Annotated in this window: 17 protein-coding genes; 7 read left to right on the top strand and 10 right to left on the bottom strand. The window is 31.2% G+C overall.

What is annotated here, in order from left to right; all coding sequences use genetic code 11:
- Nucleotides 1-8: 8 nt before the first annotated feature.
- The 9 genes from NIL_RS10420 to NIL_RS10380 all read right to left on the bottom strand — a co-directional run bounded on the left by NIL_RS10420 (nt 9) and on the right by NIL_RS10380 (nt 7,337).
- Nucleotides 9-311, bottom strand: a complete 303-nt coding sequence (locus NIL_RS10420; protein WP_187648749.1) for a hypothetical protein — start codon at nt 309-311, stop codon at nt 9-11.
- Nucleotides 312-432: 121 nt separating this feature from the next.
- Nucleotides 433-657: a hypothetical protein gene (locus NIL_RS10415; protein ID WP_187648748.1), complete on the bottom strand. Its 225-nt coding sequence runs from the start codon at nt 655-657 to the stop codon at nt 433-435.
- A gap of 1 nt (nt 658) precedes the next feature.
- A complete protein-coding gene (locus NIL_RS10410) occupies nt 659-2,668 on the bottom strand; it encodes a site-specific DNA-methyltransferase (protein WP_187648747.1) in 2,010 nt (669 codons plus the stop codon).
- 9 nt (nt 2,669-2,677) lie between these two features.
- Nucleotides 2,678-2,986: a hypothetical protein gene (locus tag NIL_RS10405; protein ID WP_187648746.1), complete on the bottom strand. Its 309-nt coding sequence runs from the start codon at nt 2,984-2,986 to the stop codon at nt 2,678-2,680.
- The gene (locus NIL_RS10400; RefSeq protein WP_187648745.1) at nt 2,986-3,675 is read right to left on the bottom strand and encodes a DNA/RNA non-specific endonuclease; all 690 of its coding nucleotides are present in this window, start codon (nt 3,673-3,675) and stop codon (nt 2,986-2,988) included. Before NIL_RS10400 ends, NIL_RS10405 begins: the two co-directional genes overlap by 1 nt.
- 31 nt (nt 3,676-3,706) lie before the next feature.
- Nucleotides 3,707-3,916, bottom strand: coding sequence for a hypothetical protein (locus tag NIL_RS10395; protein ID WP_187648744.1), 210 nt, complete (start codon nt 3,914-3,916; stop codon nt 3,707-3,709).
- A gap of 43 nt (nt 3,917-3,959) precedes the next feature.
- The gene (locus NIL_RS10390; RefSeq protein ID WP_187648743.1) at nt 3,960-4,607 is read right to left on the bottom strand and encodes a nucleotide-binding protein; all 648 of its coding nucleotides are present in this window, start codon (nt 4,605-4,607) and stop codon (nt 3,960-3,962) included.
- A 186-nt stretch (nt 4,608-4,793) separates the two neighbouring features.
- The gene (locus NIL_RS10385) at nt 4,794-5,816 is read right to left on the bottom strand and encodes a replication initiation protein (RefSeq protein ID WP_187648742.1); all 1,023 of its coding nucleotides are present in this window, start codon (nt 5,814-5,816) and stop codon (nt 4,794-4,796) included.
- A gap of 396 nt (nt 5,817-6,212) precedes the next feature.
- Nucleotides 6,213-7,337 carry an RNA-guided endonuclease InsQ/TnpB family protein gene (locus NIL_RS10380; RefSeq protein WP_246434491.1) on the bottom strand — a complete coding sequence of 375 codons (1,125 nt, stop codon included), beginning with the start codon at nt 7,335-7,337 and terminating at the stop codon, nt 6,213-6,215.
- 144 nt (nt 7,338-7,481) lie between these two features.
- On the opposite strand from NIL_RS10380, the gene NIL_RS10375 reads away from it, so the two are divergent.
- Nucleotides 7,482-7,874: a hypothetical protein gene (locus NIL_RS10375; protein ID WP_187648741.1), complete on the top strand. Its 393-nt coding sequence runs from the start codon at nt 7,482-7,484 to the stop codon at nt 7,872-7,874.
- Between the two features lie 708 nt (nt 7,875-8,582).
- Nucleotides 8,583-8,975 carry a hypothetical protein gene (locus tag NIL_RS10370; protein WP_187648740.1) on the top strand — a complete coding sequence of 131 codons (393 nt, stop codon included), beginning with the start codon at nt 8,583-8,585 and terminating at the stop codon, nt 8,973-8,975.
- Here NIL_RS10370 and NIL_RS10365 read toward each other — a convergent pair.
- Nucleotides 8,970-9,389 (bottom strand): hypothetical protein, encoded by a 420-nt coding sequence (locus tag NIL_RS10365; RefSeq protein ID WP_187648739.1) that lies wholly within the window; start codon nt 9,387-9,389, stop codon nt 8,970-8,972. The genes NIL_RS10370 and NIL_RS10365 overlap by 6 nt on opposite strands.
- A 266-nt stretch (nt 9,390-9,655) precedes the next feature.
- Here NIL_RS10365 and NIL_RS10360 point away from each other — a divergent pair, with 266 nt between their 5' ends.
- The 5 genes from NIL_RS10360 (at nt 9,656) to NIL_RS10340 (ending at nt 17,917) form a co-directional block, all read left to right on the top strand.
- Nucleotides 9,656-11,215 (top strand): hypothetical protein, encoded by a 1,560-nt coding sequence (locus tag NIL_RS10360; RefSeq protein WP_187647742.1) that lies wholly within the window; start codon nt 9,656-9,658, stop codon nt 11,213-11,215.
- 105 nt (nt 11,216-11,320) lie between these two features.
- Nucleotides 11,321-14,782 (top strand): HsdM family class I SAM-dependent methyltransferase, encoded by a 3,462-nt coding sequence (locus tag NIL_RS10355; protein ID WP_187647743.1) that lies wholly within the window; start codon nt 11,321-11,323, stop codon nt 14,780-14,782.
- Nucleotides 14,783-14,841: 59 nt separating this feature from the next.
- Nucleotides 14,842-15,537 carry a hypothetical protein gene (locus tag NIL_RS10350; protein WP_187647744.1) on the top strand — a complete coding sequence of 232 codons (696 nt, stop codon included), beginning with the start codon at nt 14,842-14,844 and terminating at the stop codon, nt 15,535-15,537.
- Between the two features lie 243 nt (nt 15,538-15,780).
- A complete protein-coding gene (locus tag NIL_RS10345; protein ID WP_187647745.1) occupies nt 15,781-17,688 on the top strand; it encodes an HD domain-containing protein in 1,908 nt (635 codons plus the stop codon).
- Nucleotides 17,689-17,701: 13 nt separating this feature from the next.
- Nucleotides 17,702-17,917 (top strand): hypothetical protein, encoded by a 216-nt coding sequence (locus tag NIL_RS10340; RefSeq protein WP_187647746.1) that lies wholly within the window; start codon nt 17,702-17,704, stop codon nt 17,915-17,917.
- Nucleotides 17,918-17,935: the final 18 nt, after the last annotated feature.

Below are 17,935 nucleotides of genomic sequence, written 5' to 3'. Positions count from 1 at the left end.
TTATTCTCCTATTTTCCGCCAAAAAAAGAATAATCATTAAATGCTTCTGCTGTGTTGTATTTTTCTACTTCTCTTTCTGCTGGACTTTTCTTAAAACCATCTCTTTTAAAAGAAGATAGCAATGGAAACCAAATAGGCATAGACAATACAACTTTTCCCAAACCATTTGTTGTAATACCTGTAATCCACTCAACCGCTGTTTTATAATCGTCAACGAAAATTAATGCGACAAAAGCAATTGCACCAAACACAGCAAGCATTAAATACATAAGGATTACTTTCAATAAATAAGATTTTAAAGCTCTTAACATAATTTTTCCTTAAAACATGATACGATTAGTTACATATGAAGCATTACTTTGATTAATTATATCAAAAAGTAGTTTTTGCGGTAAAAAACTAATTTAATGATTATCAAAACTCCTTATTTTCCTACATTTTAAAATAAAGCTTTACTCCCCCTGGGATACCATTAAGTTGCATTATGCGAAGAATATTATCGCTATAGCGTAAAGAATTTGTATGAGCTATAATAGGGTTAGCATAATTTTTTAGGTAGTCATCTCTTTGTTCAATAGGCAAGTTTTTATATATCTCAATAATTGACTCTATTGCTCTCGTTTGATGAGGCAAATTTCTTTCAAATCGAAATCCCATTTTAGTACCTTACGATAAATTCTAATTCAATATGTTTTTTGTTGACAAAGTTGAGAATACCCTCGTACAGCTCTCTTTGCGCTTTAGAGCTTAAAGCGTATCCGTTAGCGACAATCTTGGATGGAGCAAAGGAGTTATCCTCGTCTATCTTTTTTAGCATTACCGCAAGATTATCGGTGGTAAATCTAGAATTTAGAAGATAGAGACGGCTATCGACAAGATAGGCGGTATAGCCTTCTAAATCAATTTTTATTGGTTTTTGCGTTAGTTTTGAACCGTCATAAAGCTTCCAAGTGGTAAGAAGAGTATCGGTATCAATATCTTTTGGTAACAAAAGATTATCCCTGAGTTCTTCGATGTCTTCTAAAAGTTCTTTTGGAATATTTATTGTTTCAAAAATTTTAAATCCTAAATCCATAGACTTTATCTGATCAAGTTCTTGCTTTTTTTTGTCCAAAATCTCTTTCAGTTCAATTAATTTGCTTTCATCTTTTGTTGTTCTTTTCTCTTTGCTTTTTACTTTCGATATCTTTTCTTGAATTTCTTGAATCTCTTTTTCTTTATCGCTTACTACTTTTTTAGAAGATCTTACAAGTCTCTCTTTGGTTATATCAAATATTGTTGGATTATCAAGGCCTAGTTCATTTTTGACGAATTCATATGCTGTTTTGTTTTTCTTAGGATCGATCGGTTCTGGAAGTTGGACAAGAATATATTTTCTATCTCCTCCATCTTCAGCGTTGAGTTGCATTACTGCATCGCCTGTGGTTCCGCTACCAGCGAAGAAGTCAAGAATTATATCCGATGAATTCGTTGCAATTTGTATAAAGTATTTTATTAACTTTGTTGGTTTTGGAAATGGAAAAACGACTTTATTATCGAAAATAGATTTAACTTCTTGAGAACCATCTTGTCCACTTCCAGCTAAAGTATAAGGTAGCCAACTTTGAGGTACTATTCCGCTAGGCATTTCAAATAAAAATCTTTTCACTCTTGGAACTCCATTACCATCTTTTCCAAACCATATACGATTATCTTTTATCAGCTCTTCTATCTTGTTTTGAGAATATCGCCAACATCTTCCTTTAGGTGGCCAATGTTCTTTGCCATTTGGAGAAACTATAGGAAAAACTCCTTTTTCAGAAAAAGTAGTAGCCAACATTGATCCACTTGTCCAAGGTCCTCTTGGATCATTGTCAGGATTTTTGTAATCTTTGTTGTGCTTGTCTTCTCTAGGAAGTAAATTTCGTTCAAATTTTTCTTTGTTTTTTGCATAGCATAAAATATATTCATGGCTTATAGAGATATACTTATTGTCATTTTTCGGTGCAAAGTTTTTTTGCCAAACAAAAGTACAGATGAAGTTTTCTTCACCAAAAATTTCATCAGTTAATAACTTTAACTGTGCATATTCATTGTCATCTATACTGATAAATATGGAACCTTCGTTTGCTAATAAATTTTTTGCGATATAAAGTCTAGGATACATAAATGTAAGCCATGCAGAATGAGAATTACTTTTACTATTTATAAAATCTAAAATTCTTTTTGCTTTTTCGATATCAATACCAGCAAGTTTTGCTAATTCATCAGGTCTAAATTGTCTATTATCATGATATACAAAACCGTCATCTCCAGTATTATATGGAGGATCAATGTATACCATTTTGATCTCACCCTCATAAGCATTAACCATATGTTTTAATACCTCTAAATTATCTCCTTTGATAAGTAAATTTTGACTATTTTTATTTTCTTCTTTTACATTCCATTCCATGTTTTCTTTTATAAATGTTCTTGCAGGTTCGTGAGTTAAAACCCTTGAATATGTTTTTCCAAGCCATTCAAGAGAGAAGCTTTCTTTAGATATGTCTGTGGATTTTTCAATAGATGCTTTGAACTTTTCTATGAGAAATTTTCCATTTTTATCGAAATATTGAGGAAAATATTTTTTAAGTGTTTCTATTTCATTTAGAACTGCTTCTGTTTGTTCTATTTTTTCAATTCGCATATAATCTCCTTAGTTTTGCCACTCTATCATATCTTTCAATTTATCGATCAAAGTAGGAGCGATTGTTTTATTAGGAATAGGAATAATAGCAATGCCTTCAACTTCAACTATATCACTATCAGTGCACAGAAAAAACTTTTTATTGCTTTGTTTTCCTTGTTCATTTAACATAGGAAAATTAAAGATAGGAAAATCATCTACAAAGGCTATAGATGAAGTGAAAGAAAAGAAATTTTCATTGTTATCTGAAGTTAAGGGTTCAATCTTTTTTAAATTTATCTCTCTGTTATTAGGAGATATGATAATTGCATATTTCATTATTCTTTCCTTATAGAAATATTACAAATTCTTTCTATATTTTCTATCTGAACCAAAAACTCTTTTGCCTTTGCCCTACTCATTTCCGTATTTATATTAGGAACTAAAAAGCAGATAGTTTTTCCATTTGGCAAAAATATTATTTTATACCACCATTTTGGAATATTTACATTATGCCTCTTTTTGCCCAATGTGCCATTGCTCCCACAAACGCCTGTTATTACGCTTATTTTTCTATATTTTCTTGCTTGAAGTCTTACAAATCGCTCTATCTTTGTCCACAATCTACGATTGAGTTTTGGTTTTTGTGGAGCGATATTGCTCATTAAAAAAGTCTCTTTTTGCACTTTTCTATCATAATCAAATACAGCATTAGGAGCTAAATGTCCTCTATCAAATCCTGTTTTTGAGTAGTCTTTTGAATAACTTCTGCACTTTGTAGGTAACTGATAGTCTGGTTTAAAACGCAAATGTTTTCTTGATAAATTTTTACTATCTATCAAATTGCCATCGACTTGATAGACAACCATTTTAGGCGTTTTCCATTTACAGGAGTAACAGATATCAAATGCTTTTTTATGCAAGATTTTATCGCATTTAATATCTATGTTATAGTTTGGGAGATATTTTGATTCAAATGCAAATAAAGATAATAACAATATTGATATCAAAAATATTTTTTTAGTCACCATATTCCTTATATTTTATATAGAGATATTTTCAAACCAATCCGTCTTTTTTCATTTTTTCAAGTATAGCCATCTTCGCATAAGAGGAAAAAGAGATACCATTTTCTTTTAAAATCTCCGTCCATTCTACAGGAACATTATAAATTAGAATATTCTTTGTATTTTTATCGTTTTTGCTTTTCAAAGAGGCTTTATTTACTACTTTGTCAAGCTTGTTTTCCAAATTGTCAAATTTTCCCATAAATATCCTTTTGATATTATTGTAATATTATTATAATATTGTATCAATATTTCTGCAATATTAACTCGATTTCACTTATCAAGCTATCTATCTCTTTAGAAGCCTTACTGGATCTATCAATTTCCACTACGCTTTTTCCTGTTTCAAAACTCTTTGCAAAATCAACTCTTCTTCTTAATATAGTTTCAAATATGTTAAAAAATTGGCTATTTGATTTTATATATTCTTTTAACTCTTCAATAGATTTTGTAATTTGAGGATTGACATTATTTAAAAGAATATTTGATTTTATATCCGACCTTATTCGTTTTAAATCTATTAATATCTTTTTAAAAGCTTCTAATCCGTAGATTTCTATCAGATTGTTAGAGAGAGGAGTAATAATAATATCAGCTCCCAAAATAGCAATTCTATTTAGATCACTATCAAATCCACCACTATCTATTAGTATAATCCCATCTGCATTATCTATAATATTCATAAGCTCTTTTTGGCTTTCTACTGAAATAATATTCAAAGGATTCAACCCAACTTCTTTTCTGTTCTCGTTAAATATACTAATGCTTTTTTGATAGTCTAAATCTATTACGCTTAACGGATATTTCTTGCCAAGCTCTACTGCAAGATTTAAGGCTATCGTAGATTTTCCGACACCACCTTTTTGGTGTGCGATAGTGATTACTTTTTGCATAATAAAGCCTTGTTTGTTTTAACTAAACAATATCGTTTAAATATTAATACGATATTGTTTAAATATTTATAAAATATTAATATTTTAGATTAAAAAGTATTCAAATTTTGTTCCAAAGATATTTTTTTCCATTTATCATAAGTTTGTTTTGTTGTTTCTATTATTGTTCCTTCTATTTCAAGGGGATTAAAAACTTTGCCATTTATCATGCTCTTTTTTATTCGCTAAAAGCCTTGCATACTCTCTATCTTCTTTTGCTTCTTTGTAAACATTTTCAAAAAAGCTATCCACATCTTCAAACTTCAATTTTTCGACATTGTATCCATCGTTTATATAAACCAACTCATCATCACCGATGAAAAATTTAAACTCAAATCCATCGCCTTCTCTGATTAAAAAAACTCTATTTTTGTAGTATTTGCGAAGGTATGCAATAAAGCGTTGTTTTGATTTTAGAAAATGGTAATCTTCTGAAGTTTCTTCTTTATCTTTTGTGTTTTTTGGATTTGGTTCTATTGTAAATTTAATATGTGTTATTTTACGACCGGTTTTTATCTCCTCAAATGTAAATGTTATATCTGTATGTTGCTCCAAATCTTTTTGTGCTTTTTTTAATATGCGTAATTTTATACCGCTTGAATACTGATAACTTCTTGGAATTTCAAGCGTTTCCCTTAGCCATTTAACTTCCACAATTTTTTCAACTTTTTTTGCTTTAGATTTTTTTGATAGTGTGTTATACCAATCTTTTAAGATTTCATAGAGTCTTATCACATATCCGCTTTTGAGCTTTAGGATATTTTCAAGCCTGTATTGTAAAAATTTTTCCTGCAAAGCTAAAAGATATGGGCGTAATTTTGGAAAAATATAAAAAGTAATAGTTCCTTCGCCCTCGTGGTATTCAGCACCGCTGATCCAGTTGGATTTTAGCCAGCCATCATCTGTTTTTATGTGCAAAGGCTTTTTTAACAGTTCTTCAACTGCTTCTTCCATTTCAGCGTAAATATTATGATAAGTAACTCCCAAAAGTTCAGCAAAATCTTTAACTTTAAAAATATACTCTTTATCAGCCTCGTCGCTACGCTTTAAATTTGCAATTATCGTTGTTATAAATTTAAGCGCAAGAGGGTTGAGCCTATACCTTGCCTTTGTAATTGCCTCCGATTTTCTTACTATGTCGTCATTTTTTGGAGTCATTACGTCACTCATCTCAAATCCTTTTTAAAAGTACATTAATAATATAATGTATTATATATTTAATACATTATATTGTCAATAGTATTAGCTCACCCTGTTTTTGTATTTTTTTTCACCCTGTTTTTGTATTAGTTCACCCTGTTTTTGTATTAGTTCACCCTGTTTTTGTATTAGTTCCGACTTAGAAACTCCCATGAAATGGGAGTTTCACAAATCACCACTTTCCACTTTCCACTTTATTTTATAAAGCACTCTTTAGAGAGATTTTTTAAAAAACTTTCTTTCAATTTGACAAAATGAATTGAATGATGAGGGATTTTAGTCATTCAATTCATTTTAAATCTCCGGTTCAATACTTAATTGAAAATCACAAAGAGTTCCATATGTTATGGACTTATACAAGGTGGGTCAGCTACCCCACGCCTGAAGGCGGGGGCTTGCAGTAGATAACTCTACCGCATAGGGCTGGCTGACATAAGAGGAGATACTCCTCGCAGCCCGCTGTGCGATATTGATGGCTGCGTTCAAGTCCGCATTGATAGCGAACCCGCACGCTTTGCATCGAAAATCGCTTTGAGATTGTCGGTTGCTCGCAGAAACGTATCCGCATCTTGAGCAAGCTCTGCTGGTATCTTTAGGGGCAACTTTTACAAACGGAATACCGTTTAGTTTGCACTTATATTCCAAAAATTGTTGCAGTTGATGAAATCCCCAAGAATGATGCCTTGCTCTTTGTCGTTTCCTAACCGTTTGCTTCCTTATGCCTTGCAGTTTTTCTACCGCAATGCCCTTGGAAGTGCCTTTGGCAACCTCGACAATCTCTTTACTGATTTTGTGGTTTAAATTTCGCCTAAATCTTGCTTCTTTTTGTCCAATTTTTTTGAGCCGTCTTTTAGCCGATTTGGTCTTTTTCTTTTGCAGCGAGCGTCTAACCTTGAAATACTTTTGACGCACCTTTTCGATAAGCTCTCCATCAAATATATCTCCAAAGCTTGTTACGGCGGTTTTAACTATACCTAAATCTATGCCGATAAAGTCTTTGGTATCGATTTGTGGAGGCTCTTCTATATCGACTATCGGCAAAAGATAGAAAACTCCATCTACAAGCACCAAATCGGCTTGTCCCGTTCCTCTTGAGAGCTGACGCTTTTGGTAGCCTGTTATCACCATCTCAATATTTTGTCTGCCATCTATTGTCCATAGATTGACTTTTTCAAGCCCTTTAAAAGACATCACTCTTTTGTCGTATTGGATAGCTCCATCTTTTCTGAATTGATGGCAAAAGGATTTATCTCTTTTGTATTGAGAGGCTACTTTTGCAATAGCTCTGATTATCATTTGAGAGGAGAGTTTGAACCGCTCTTTAATGTCATAGTAGATAGCGTCTTGTATTTTGAATTTTGAATAGATTTGATTGGCAAAAGCATACTCGGATATATAGTTGCAGGCGTTGTTGAACTCCTCCATCGTATCAAGAAGAGTTTGATATTGCTCTTTTGTAGGATTGAGTTTAATCTTAACGGCTAATTTCAACTATATAACCTTTGTGCTATAATTTATCACAAAGTATTATATCACAAAATTACGCAAGGCAAAAGCCTTGCGACGACTCTTCCTCCCTATGGCTAAAGCCAAGGGCTTCCGAGTCGTGAAATTCGGTGAAAAAAGGAGGGAACCATGGGATTATTCGAACTATTAGGTGCTCTGTGGGGATTCAGCGAAGCGGAGAAAAAAGCCGAAAAAGAGTGGTTTGAAGAGTCTAAGTATGAAATGCAGAAATATAGTCTTATGTTTGGATTTTTTGATATCGCAGATAAAATGGCAAAAGCTTCCAACTGGAAAGAATTACATTCTTCAATGAAAGAATACTACTATAAAACCAGAGAGAAATGGCTCAAAGAGGATATGCCGGAAAAAGAGGAAGAGTGGCGACCGGTATTGGAAAAATTCAAAAATATTCCAGAAGATATAGATCATAAAAAATTTAATAGAGAAGCGCATCTTATTCTTGCTGAATTAGATGGCAAGTTTGGCGATAAAAAAAAGTACGGATTTATAACGATCAATTAAGGTGCATTTTTCCCTCCCGTCGCTACTCCTGCCGCAATCTGTCTTCCTTTGTGGCTCATATTGCTTGATACTGTACTGTAATAAGCTTCACCACCTACATCAATATTATGCAGTACTCTTTGATTTCATCCTCTTTCTCATAGAGCTTTTCTTTCTTTTTCTTCTTTTCTTCTTTTATTCTTTTAGGAAATCCCAAAGTGATGAAAATACGGGCGTTTTGGAATGTCTATGCAGACAGATTTGTGGTCTATGCAGACAAATTTGTGGTCTATGCAGACAGATTTGTGGTAAAAAAGGACAAGGTTTTTAAATTGTCTTTGTAGTTATGCTATAATAGCGGTAGAGGGCTTATCCTGTGGCGTATGAGGAGAGCCACCTCCTCAATACGCATAGGTGACAATAATTGCCACCAGTAACAGGATAAGCACCAACCGCCACATCATTACTCCTTCATTTTTGATACCCACCCCACAACCCACAAGACCTAAATGAAGTTTCACAATGTGGCATCTACCGCACCAAATTATAACAAAACAGGCTAACCTTTAACATTACTGCAACACAAAAAACCTCTTAAAATCGAAGCTACGACTTAAATAATCCTTAAAAATACTACTTTTTAACCTGTTACAATGTATCAATTATCTTTAAGCTAATATATGTTACATTGTAACTAATAAAAAAGATACAATGTAACAAGGAACTGATATGAGAAAATGGAAACTAAAAGAGGAAGATTTTGGAAAAGCAAAAAAGTATCTAAAAAGAAAAGTGCAAGAAGAATTAACATTTTTAATGCACTTAGAATACAAAGTGAAATATAAAGCTGAAAAAGAGCTCCAAAATATAGATAATGCTACAATGTTACAGGAATGGATCGAAAAGTATTTAGAAAAAGAACAGATACAAAAGCTACGAACTTTTTTAAGAGTTGAAAAAAGTAGAAGTGGCAAAGATTTGCAAACAATAACTTTAAAGGGAGATACAAGAGCAAGGCTTGCAAATTACGCAAAGCGTAACAATGTAACATTAAGCGAGGCTATTGATATGCTTTTGGATAAGGTTGAAAACCAAAATAATGTTACAATGTATCAACTATAGAAATTCCCTCAAGGTACACTTTGAGAGAATCTGTTTTGCGTTGGCGATGATTACTCTACAGTCATACTTCTCCAGATAGTAAGTTTTGTCTGTAATTGTTATTGCAAGATAGTGGATCTTGTCTTTTCTTACGACTTTTCCGTAAAAACCTCCTCCATTTTTATAGCTAAAACCATAAGTTTTATCGGAATTGAGTTGATTGGCTACAAAAGCTCCAAGCAATTCTAAAAACTCGTTTATTTCGCCTGCATAGCAAACTATTTCTTCATCCTTATCGATAATCTCTTCTGGATAGTATTTATATTCTTCATAACTCTCTAATTCTCTGTTGTTACGATTTTTTACGGTTCTATATCTTGTTTCGGTATGTATGCCAAGATTTAGAAAAAAATTATCGTGTAGCTTCATTTTCATCTTTTATCCTTTGCAGTCTCTTTTTACATCTTGATAGCATATTTTGCGTTTTATGCAGCTCTTTGCGTAGTCTTTCGATCTCTTCGTTCTGCATTGCGTAGTGTTTTTTAATAGCTTCTGTTTGTCTATTTAAAAGCTCTGTGTAAGTATTCTAATATAATTACATTTTATTCACAATTATCTACAATTATTCAAATATATTTACACTACTTAAATCTTCAAATTAATTATTTCTTGTATTTCTGCTATTTTAAAAGGAACTTACAATGAATAATCTTTCAAAATTAATAGACAATTCTGGTAAAAATTCTTTAATTATTAAATTGCAGAGAGAAAAACCGTTGATTGTATGTGGTTACTCTCCTTTAAAAATTTATCCGAAGAACAATGGAAGAGAAGATGTTTTAATTGATATTTGGTTTAAAGATGAAAGTGGTAAAAAATTTGTTGCTTATGATTTGCAGCTTGAAACTACATCAATTTTTTCATATGGAAGTATTTTATACAAAGAAAACATAAATTTTATTGCAGAAAGCGAGATATTTAATATAAAACCTTCTAATATCGAAATAAAGCCATATGAAAAACTTTCTGATGATTTAAAAGAAAAAATATCTCAAAGAATAATTTCGGATGAAGAAAGAGCCGTTAAAAGTTTTCTAACCCTAAAAACAAATGATAAAGTTTTAATATTTCCTTATTTAGTAATAGGAAGTTTTTTCTATTTTCCAACTTCTCATATAAGAAGAGCCTTCTTAGCCCAAGATATAAATATTTTACTTCAAGAGAACAAAGAAAATAAAGTTCAATTAAGTAGTTGTAAAGAAGGTGAGTTGTATTTTAGAAACTTTAACAAAAAAGTTACCAAAGAAACGGTGGAGCTTGCATATTTGTATTTTTGTTATGAAAAAAGCAGAAAGTTTTTTTACAATGCATATTCTTTTTTTATAAAGGATGTTATAAAAGAACCCAAATATGAGAATAAAAGATATATTCTATCATTTGCTAATTTTAAGTTTCCAATTTTTAAAGATTTTAAAGCTGAGCTTAGAGGTGAATATCTTGATGATAAAAACTTGTTAGTTTATCAAATAATAGATATTGATTTTGAAAGCTTATTTGGAAAAAAAGTTATTACATATCATTTTGAAAGTAGAGATCGAAATTATACGCTTCAAACCAAATTCTTTAAAAAATTAGCAGGCAAAGCAGCCACTATTTCACATAATAGCCCTACAAATCCAAAAAGTACTGATACCATCATATCTATTGGTAAAAAACAGTTTTCTTCAGTTAATCCTTTGGCTGTTTTCAAAGGCAAAGCTATTAGAAAGGGAGAAAGTATTTACTCAAAGCCTATTCATAAAATTTTTAAAGAATCAGAAGGAATAAGTTTGAGCGATATGGAAGATAAAAATTCTCCATATGGCAAAGGGACTTTAAATATAGAAAATTTTGATTTTCAAAAAGCTATTGAATTGTTAAAAAGGAAACTAAATTTAAACGAGGAAGAAAGCAATTTTTATCAAACAAATAGATATTATGCTTTTCATTTTAGATTTAGAAACAGGAATTATTTTTTACTCGAATTAAAAGAATCTAACTCTTCAACGCTTCTATTTAGTTCAAATAATAGGCTTAATGGAAATTTTCTTGTGGCGAAAGTATATTCTGTTAAAGAGGGTTCTATACAATCTTTTAATAAATTAAAAAAAGAATTAGAAGAAATAAGAATTTTCTTCCATACTAAGCAAAAGCATACTGGCAAAGGAATTGAAGATTGGGTTGATAGATTAATAAATAAATTAGATGAATATAGTTTATAAAAGTTGAAATTAAGAATAGACAATTAATCGATTCTACTTTAAGGAAGAAAATAAGATAATTTAATTTAACATTGGGCTGTAATTCTGTTAAATTAGGGGAAAAATATGAGCAAGTTGCAGGAACATATTAAAGAAATCAAAGAAACAAAATCCGGTTATGAAAGAAATATGTATCCCAGTATCAAAAGTATTTTTGAATCCTTGGGACACAAATCAAAAAATATTATCGTAGATTCTGGAAGTGAACTGGGACAGGGGATACCCGATTTAGTTATCAAGACAGAAGTAGGTACCAAAGAAAAAGGAAAACCTATTCTTGGTGATTGGGTAGTTTGCGAAGTAAAAGATGAACGAACCGCATTCAAAACCCCTGGAAGCAGAAACAAGATATTAAAAGACAAAGAAAAATATATCACCCTCGATACCAACTATTTCATTATGATCGATCCGGAAAGGATGGTCATCCGTCCTGTTACGGTAGGAAGCTCCTTGAATTACGACAGCAGTAAAGATATAGTTATAGAGTGGGAAGAGGCGCTAAAACACAATGATCAATGGTTCAAAGAGCAAACCGCTAGTATAGCCGCCGATAAATCCTCAATAAAAGTAGCTTTGGATAAGTTTAGAACCGGAGATACCTCTTCTATAGCTGTTATTTCCCTTAAACCGCAGGATACTACTAAAGCAGAACAAAAAAGGGCGGAGAAAGCCAAACAAGAATTTTTTCATGCCATCAAAAGAGCAACCATTCTTCTTCAAAGCGCCACAAAGGAGGCTCTAGAGGATGTGCAGCCAAAAATTGAAGAGATTTTAAAAGCTATCGATGATTTTGAAGAAAAATATGATGGAGTCAAAAAGCTCTCTTTGGAGCCCTTTGAGCTGCAAGGACAGGTAATAGGTTATGAAAGAGCACTTGAGCATGATGAAGATGTAGAGCGTATCAAAGAAAAGGTGATGTCAAATATCTCCATCGCCAAACTGGCACTTGTATGGCTTCCTGAGTTTAGATCAAGAATTGGAAAGAAAAAAGAGGAGGTTATACAAGAACTTTTTGCCATCGAGACGGCAAATATGATATTAGCAAGAATTCTTTTGCTTCGTTTCTTCGAGGATCACGGATTTTTTGGAGAGAAAAGATATTTGTGTAATGGCGGTATCAAAGCTTTCCAGATGATGAGAGAGTATTTTGAGCTGACTTACATGAAACTGCTCAAGGATGTTTACGAAAAAGCAAAAACGATCTACTATTCGGTATTTGAAGAAATGGAGCTTGACTGGGTTCTTGGAAGCGAAAACGAACGACTTTCTCAAGCAATAGAGCTCTCTCTTATGCACTTCTCAAAATTTGATTTTACAACGATAAGAGGCGATATTCTAACGGGTATTTACGATAGATTTTTGGAAGGCTCCCAACGAAAAAAACTAGGAGAATATTACACCAAACCAAGCGTTGCAAGATATATAATCGACAGAATAGAGATAGATAGAGATGATGTCGTATTGGATCCCGCATGCGGATCGGGCACCTTTTTACTGGAGGTATTCAATAAAACTATCGGCGAACATATAGATGCGGGAGTAGTTACGTATGAAGAAGCGGTAGAAGAGCTCTCTCATATCAGGGGAAACGATATAAATCCTTTCTCCTCGATGATAGCGCAAATACAGATTCTGTGGCATCTATTAGCTTTTAAAAAAGATATATTGAATCATGGATTTCCAAGACTCTATATCGCTGAAAAACATAACTCCTTGATACCTGCCGATATATTGAGCTCAGAATACTCCACTTATGTAAAAATCGATAAAAAAGAGTATGACGCGGTTATCGGAAATCCTCCCTTTGTCCGTCCGGAAAGAAAAGATGAAGATTTTTCAAAAGATGTGGCCAAATTCTATTCAAAAGATATAAAGATCGATAAAAATCTTTTTACTCTTTTCATATACAGAGCTTTGAAATCTTGGTGTAAAGATGGGGCGTATCTTGGATATGTCATACCTCTTTCATTTTGCGACAATAAATCAAATAGCAATCTAAGAAAGCTCTTTTTGCCTTTTAAGCAAAGATGGAAAATTGTTGAGATTGTGGATATGGAAGCGATATCGGAATATGTGTTCGATGCTTCCGTGCAGCCAATTATCTTTATAGCCAAAAACGAACCCGCATCCGAAGATGATGTAATTAGAATAAAAATAGCCGGAACGGAATCACTTCTAGAATCTGGAGATATAGACTTAAACAAAGCGCCGTATGCAGATTTTAAATATATGGATGTATGGAGCAAAGATGGTAGGATCCTTACAAAAATAAACAGCGAAAGAAAAAAAATTATAGACAAACTGTTGCAATACAAAACATTTGAGGATATTGCTTTTAGATATTGGGTGCTTACTAGAAAAAATAGAATTATTCAATATGGACTTCTTCCTGAATTTCAAGGGATGGAAGAGAATGACAAGATAGAAGAAAGAACAGGCATTGCTAGAGGAGCAGTATTTAGAGGTAAAAAACCAAAAAAAGATAACGGTTTTAATATATACAAGGGTGAAAATATAGCAGCTGGACTTATAGAGGGGGAGCCCGCTGAAAACAATATTGATATTTTAAATGTAGACGATCCTTCTTTATGGAGATATTTAGATATCCTGCCAAATTATGGTTTTGCATTTTTACAAATTTCATTAGGACTAACAGCTGCACGTTTTAAACCAAAAAAAGAAGCTTTCCTTGACACCGCAACTCTATTTTTTCCATCAAAAGAGCTACGAGATTTTCCTTTTGATCTTTTAATTTTATCTAGTGTTTATCAATTCTTTTATGGAATATATGCAAGAATGGGAGTGGTAGAGCAGTATTATAGTCATGTCTATCCATTAAATCTAAAATGGCTGCCATGGAGCGATAAGCTTTCAGTTTATTCGGATGACATTGAAGCCAAAAGGAAAGAATATTACGAAGCTTGCAAAGCCTTGCACAATCGAGAAGAAGCATTGATGGATATTTTAGAAAAAATTGGAGCAAAACCTTTTACACAACTATGCAGAGACTTAGGGGCATCCAATAACACATGGGGAGTCAAATGGAGCGAAATAGACGATGACAGAAAAATTCAGATCAATGCTCCAGAAATTAAAAACCCAAGTAAACATGGAGATGCCTATAGGATATATTTAACCGATGATGTATTTACCTTTATAGAGATAGGAAACGAGTTTGCCGCTAAAGCTTTTGGTGCAACTTTGACGATATATCACGGCAAAGTAATGAAAAAGTCTGATTTACTGAGAATTAAGGTGCCAGAAAACGATGATGCCTTGAATGAATTTGTAGAAGAAATTAAAAAATATGATCAAGGGGAATATGCTAGCATTGTAGAAAACATCATCTATCAAATAGATGAGATTGTTGGCAAGTGTTTTGGGTTGAGCGAAGATGAAATTAGATATATTCAAAAAGAGATGAAGCATGATCCATACTTAAAACATATAAAACCAAAACTCCCATTTTCCGGAAAGAAAAAGAGGGGGCTGTTTGCAAGTTTGGCATCTTCGGATAGATACAAGTAAAAGGAAGGAAGATATACGCTTATCGTGCAAACGATAACTTTTCGAGCGTAAAAGGTCTAATGAAAAATAACATAGAATTATCCACTTCTGGAATAAAGTTTAGTTATAGAAGATTTTTAGCAGATACAAGTATTGGCTTTGCAATAATATTACTTTTTTTATCTCAATATCCAAACTATATGGAACATAATTTTATGATAATGTTTTTCATATTGGCATCTACTCCAGTTGGAATATTGGTAAATATCAGTAGTTGGATACTGTTAGGTTTTTTTCAAACACGCGTTACAAAAGATGTTGTGTTATCTATTAAAAATGGCAAGTTATGGTCAATAGAAAAATACTTATTACTTGGTACGGATGAACATTTTCAAATCAAAGATACTATAGAATTTTATAAACTTAATGAAGAAAATTTTTACAAAATTGTTAAATTAATAGAACATTTTCTCTCTGTGCATTGTCCGCAAAAAATTGGATATTATCAAGATATAGTTGGAATGAGGATATTTTATAGAAATGTGAGCTTATTATTAATGATTATACCGTTTATAGTAAAATTAAATCTAATTCAAATAGGGATTATAATTTCTATGAGTTTATTTTTTCTTATTGCAAATTCTATAATAACGATCTACGGTGTTTTTTATTTATTACAAGTCTTTAAAATGCTGTTTTTAAGGGATAAACTAGATAGTAAAATAGATTATAAAGAAATAATATCGACTATCAAAGAATTTAATGGTTGTGATTAAACTGGAATAGTGTTAATGTGAAAAAGTATCTATTAAGAAAATAGCAATAAATCTCTTAAAAATCATAGAAATAAATTATAAGAAGTAGGCCTCTTTTCATATTCCATAGAAGTATATTAAAGGGGGATTTGAAAAAGATAGGTTGGGAGTTTTATTGAAAAAATTTGTATCTATAAAAGATAGAAATAAAGAAAAATTTAAATAAATTAAATTAAAATATGAAAAGAAAGGGGCATTTATATTATGAAATTAATTAAAGATCAAATTCATAATAATATAATTTATTCTAATCTTGAATCAGAGATATTTTCTAATCTATTATTTAATAGGCTACATCATATTCTTCAAAATTCAATGGCTTATATGGTCTATCCTACAAATAAAACTTCTCGTTTTGCGCATAGTATTGGTGTAATGCATATTGCTTCTCAAATTTTTTATTATGGAATTAAAAATAGTGATGAGAAAGTTTTTGCAGAGTATATTCAAAATAAAATAAATTTTATTGAAAGTAATATTAAAGAGATCAAAGAATATATTAGACTTGAGCTTTCCATTGATGGGGATAGATGTATTCAGTATCTTTTTGATAATGAAAAATTACAATATGATAAATTACGTCCTTTAATAGTACACTTATTAAGTAATTCTTTTGTAAAAAATTTTATGTTTTATTCTGATATTTTTAAAGATGATGCATACTATGTTTCATATTTTTTACTTTTAATATCATTACGACTTTATGGGTTATTACATGATTTTGGGCATATGCCATTTAGCCATCTAACTGAATTTTCTTTAGAAAGTTTGGCAGATAAAATTTCAGATAAACGTATTGAAATTAAAGATGAATCTTTTTTTGATTTTTTTTACCGATTATCTGAAACTGAAGATAAGTTACACGAGACGATTGGAAAAAAATTAAGTTTAATGTTAATGAAGTATATTGAACAACAATTTGCTGAAAAATATGCAATGACCAAAGAAGAGAAAGCGGGATATGCATTAATATTTTTTTTGCTAAGAAAGATATTACTAGAATTTTATAAACACAAAGATAGCTCTCTATATTCTCTCGTCGAAATAATATCAGGTGATTGTGATGCAGATAGAGTTGATTATACGTTGAGAGACGGATATGCAACATCTCTTATTAAAGATGGAGCTGATGTTGATAGAATAATTAAAACATTTTGTTTAGATAAAAGGGAATCAACAGATTTTTCTGATAATTTTAAATTTTTTCCTTCTATCCAAGCTCTTTATGATATAGATGATTTCTTCCTTGATAGAACCCATATTTATAAAGTAGTTATAAATCATCATAAAGTCAGAAGATATGATCATCTTTTATTGAATACAATACGGATTTTATTAGAAGAAGAATTAAAAGATTATAATAAATCTGATACGCTTGAAATTAAAACATTAACGGATATGATTTCAACAATTAATGAAATATTAGTATTTGATATTAATAATGATATAAATTCATTAAAAAAAATCGAGAGAATCTTTTTTAAAACTAGTCAGATGACTGACTATTGGTTATTATCTTATATCAAAGAGAAATTAATTAATTCTTATATATCAGAGACAGAGATGCCCGAAGAATTGTTTTTGTTATTAAATGAAATATTTACTGGATCAAAGAAAATAAAATCTTTATGGAAAAAAGAGTATGATGCACAAAATTTTTTAAAAGAACTGGGTGCAGAACTAGTAAAATTAGATGCAGGGCTATTTAGTGATACAACAATTAGTAAATCTTTTATAGAATTAAAAGAAGATTACAAAAAAAATCCAAATTATGGTGTAATAAAATTTATCCGTCAATCTTTAGAAATAAAACCTCAAATATTATACAAAATAGAAGAAAAGTTTAGAGAGAACCATTTATTTATATATCTTGCACAAACTAAATTAGCATCTCCTCCGACTAAAAATTACTTTTCTTTGATAAATCTTAGAAATAAGAGAGAAAAGATCAATTATTATGAGCTCTCCTTGAAAGCAAGGATATTAATACGTGAGAAATATGAATTTATTCCATTTTATGTTTTTTATTCAATAGATGTTTCTGTTTCACCTAAGGAGATAGAAAAAATGCTCAAAGATTTTTTCATCGAACAAATTTCAATAGAATTATAAAAGGGAGGTTTACATGTGTAAAAAATATAGAAGATCCGAACAAATAGTTAATAGACTTATTTTAGAAAAAAATGAATTTACTTATGATAGTGTCATTGAAGAAATCCGTAAAGAAAATGGTGTGATGAGAATAGCACCGGGTGTAACAATAAGGGATTATTTGGATTTCTTAGAAAGTAATAACTTCCTTCGTTATATACCTAGAGAAAGAAAATATATTCGTATTTAGAGTCAATTTTAAATTAAG

Source organism: Nitrosophilus labii, from assembly GCF_014466985.1.
Lineage (GTDB): Bacteria > Campylobacterota > Campylobacteria > Campylobacterales > Nitratiruptoraceae > Nitrosophilus_A > Nitrosophilus_A labii.
This window is presented reverse-complemented; position numbering and strand designations above follow the sequence as displayed.

Coding starts and splice junctions, on each gene's coding strand:
- NIL_RS10365 (WP_187648739.1), bottom strand. CDS start 9,389: ATGAAAATGAAGCTACACGATAATTTTTTTCTAAATCTTGGCATACAT.
- NIL_RS10405 (WP_187648746.1), bottom strand. CDS start 2,986: ATGAAATATGCAATTATCATATCTCCTAATAACAGAGAGATAAATTTA.
- NIL_RS10390 (WP_187648743.1), bottom strand. CDS start 4,607: ATGCAAAAAGTAATCACTATCGCACACCAAAAAGGTGGTGTCGGAAAA.
- NIL_RS10385 (WP_187648742.1), bottom strand. CDS start 5,816: ATGAGTGACGTAATGACTCCAAAAAATGACGACATAGTAAGAAAATCG.
- NIL_RS10395 (WP_187648744.1), bottom strand. CDS start 3,916: ATGGGAAAATTTGACAATTTGGAAAACAAGCTTGACAAAGTAGTAAAT.
- NIL_RS10415 (WP_187648748.1), bottom strand. CDS start 657: ATGGGATTTCGATTTGAAAGAAATTTGCCTCATCAAACGAGAGCAATA.
- NIL_RS10345 (WP_187647745.1), top strand. CDS start 15,781: ATGAAATTAATTAAAGATCAAATTCATAATAATATAATTTATTCTAAT.
- NIL_RS10355 (WP_187647743.1), top strand. CDS start 11,321: ATGAGCAAGTTGCAGGAACATATTAAAGAAATCAAAGAAACAAAATCC.
- NIL_RS10370 (WP_187648740.1), top strand. CDS start 8,583: ATGAGAAAATGGAAACTAAAAGAGGAAGATTTTGGAAAAGCAAAAAAG.
- NIL_RS10375 (WP_187648741.1), top strand. CDS start 7,482: ATGGGATTATTCGAACTATTAGGTGCTCTGTGGGGATTCAGCGAAGCG.
- NIL_RS10360 (WP_187647742.1), top strand. CDS start 9,656: ATGAATAATCTTTCAAAATTAATAGACAATTCTGGTAAAAATTCTTTA.
- NIL_RS10410 (WP_187648747.1), bottom strand. CDS start 2,668: ATGCGAATTGAAAAAATAGAACAAACAGAAGCAGTTCTAAATGAAATA.
- NIL_RS10340 (WP_187647746.1), top strand. CDS start 17,702: ATGTGTAAAAAATATAGAAGATCCGAACAAATAGTTAATAGACTTATT.
- NIL_RS10350 (WP_187647744.1), top strand. CDS start 14,842: ATGAAAAATAACATAGAATTATCCACTTCTGGAATAAAGTTTAGTTAT.
- NIL_RS10420 (WP_187648749.1), bottom strand. CDS start 311: ATGTTAAGAGCTTTAAAATCTTATTTATTGAAAGTAATCCTTATGTAT.